The sequence below is a fragment of the Succinivibrio sp. genome (assembly GCF_045124615.1).
In the GTDB taxonomy this organism is placed as follows: domain Bacteria; phylum Pseudomonadota; class Gammaproteobacteria; order Enterobacterales; family Succinivibrionaceae; genus Succinivibrio; species Succinivibrio faecicola.
Genome location: NZ_JBGVMC010000064.1, coordinates 1 through 2,027 on the forward strand (window position 1 = coordinate 1; position 2,027 = coordinate 2,027).

Consider the following 2,027-nt stretch of genomic DNA (forward strand, 5'->3'; position numbering starts at 1 on the left):
TGTTTTTATCCAGTGTAGGATTAGCAGTGATCGGAATATGCAGATTGTTAACCCAAGTTAGTCCATCAGTAGATAACTCTACTGTTAACACGTTTGCGACTGCCGTATTAAGAATTGATGGAGTGAATCTTGAAGAATACAGATCATCATTCATTTTTAAGCGTAGAATTGCGTTACCGTTGATTTTGGTTTCTGTATCTAAGCCGTAGAAATTATTATAAACAGCATCTTTGATCAGATCTTCATAATCATCTGGTAATGATCCGTTATCCTGTATCTGAACATTAACAAAGATATTGTAATTTGCAGGGCGGTAAAATGTAACTGTTTCAACTGCGCCACTGTATTCGTTTGTTATATCAACGCTAGTATTGCCGTTATAATCGCATCCTGCGGATAAGTTATCATAAATAGCTTTTGCAATATCTGCATTTTCACCACCGACAACGGCAACAAATATTGAATGAGGTTTTAGCGTGTAGCTGTCTATTGTTTCAGAGATATTCTTTTTGTTATCCACCGCATAGCAGGCAATAACGCCATCTAATTCCAGAACATTCGCATAAACAGCGTTAACCGTTGATCTTGCATTTTTTGCAACGGAATCAGATCGCCTTTTTTCAAATTCACTTTGACTTTCTTCAAGTGTTCCTACTGTTGCCGTTGCGTTTGTGACTGCATCCCAACCTGTAACAGTAGTTACAATCTTGTTTAATGTTCCTGCGCTTGCCTCTACTGCGCCTGCAGTAGTACAAATAAATACGCCTGTTGCCGTATCGCCTGCAGGAATTGTAACATCTTCATTTAACGCCCATTGTGTGCCGTCAATTTCGGATTGTATCAGCGATCCTTTTGCTATAACTGTGCCCTGTCTGCCTGTAATCGTACAAATTGCAAAAGAATTTTGAGCCTGTTTGCGTGTAATAAAATAGATCTCGCCAAGTGCATCCTGAAATCTGCCCTCTGATGTTCTAGGATCGAACTGTTGAGCCAGATACAATACTTCACTATCTTTTTGATTAACGCTTGCTACCTGAGAATCAATAATCTGCCCCTGCGGTGTTTCAGGATCAACATTTAAAAGCGGTTTTCCGTTTTCTTTAAAGGCGTTTTGCCACTCTGATGCGATCTGTTCTCTGAGTTCTGGGATCTCGCTTACTTCAAAGCCTGTTTTAGAATTGAATATAATCATGGTTATAATCCTGCTATTTTAACCGTAGTCTTTTCGCCATTTGTTAATGTTAACTCTGCAAAGCCGTTGAGCGCACGATCTTCATCTGTTTCCATTAGATTGATAACACAATCTTTTACACCGTCAACGTTAAGAGCAACTTTTTTAAGGCGTGATCGTAGAATGTTTAATTTCGGATGTGCATCAAGTTCAATCAGAAAATGTGGGATGCCTCTTTCTGTAAAGAAATAAGCATCATTAGTGAACAATCTAAAAGCATTTGCTACATTCTGAGCAATACCCTGAGCGTATTCAGTTGTTTCTAAGTTGCCTGCATTGTTGACGTGTAGATCCCAATCATCCTGCAAAGCTAAAGTGAAATCACTAGACATAAGCAAAAACCATATAAAAAATAATTCTGTTTTAATTATAGCGATTTATTTTTGTAAAGGCTATTTGATAAGAAAAGCAAAGATTCATACAGACCAAAAAGACTTTTATATTTATGTAGTTAAAAAATACTTTTAACTCTATTAAATAAGCCATTTATACCTATAAAATACTTAATTTTTGTATTTTGTCTATATTTGATAACTTATTGTAAATAAATGATTTTTTATCGGACCAATAATTAAGTTTATTTTTTATCTTTTAAATTTTTCTACTACACAAAAAATGTAAAAAAAAATGATTAAAAAAAAATAAAGCTCTACATTGTAGAGCTTTAATAAATTATTTCGGTTCATCTGTATCACCTGATCCAACTTCAACGCCTGAATGAACATGATTAAGAAACGAGATACCGCCACAATTAAGATCGCCTGTTGAGTTCATACCGCCTTTAACATCTAAATTG

At 35.6% G+C, this 2,027-nt stretch carries 3 protein-coding genes; all 3 read right to left on the reverse strand.

All coding sequences use genetic code 11. From position 1 onward, the window contains the following. A partial coding sequence (locus ACJML3_RS01680) for a baseplate J/gp47 family protein (protein ID WP_406020067.1) occupies positions 1–1,192 on the reverse strand: 1,192 nt, incomplete at its 3' end. A gap of 2 nt (positions 1,193–1,194) precedes the next feature. Then, positions 1,195–1,563, reverse strand: a complete 369-nt coding sequence (locus tag ACJML3_RS01685; protein WP_406020068.1) for a hypothetical protein — start codon at positions 1,561–1,563, stop codon at positions 1,195–1,197. A gap of 340 nt (positions 1,564–1,903) precedes the next feature. Then, positions 1,904–2,005, reverse strand: coding sequence for a hypothetical protein (locus tag ACJML3_RS01690; RefSeq protein WP_406020070.1), 102 nt, complete (start codon positions 2,003–2,005; stop codon positions 1,904–1,906). Between the last annotated feature and the right edge of the window lie 22 nt (positions 2,006–2,027).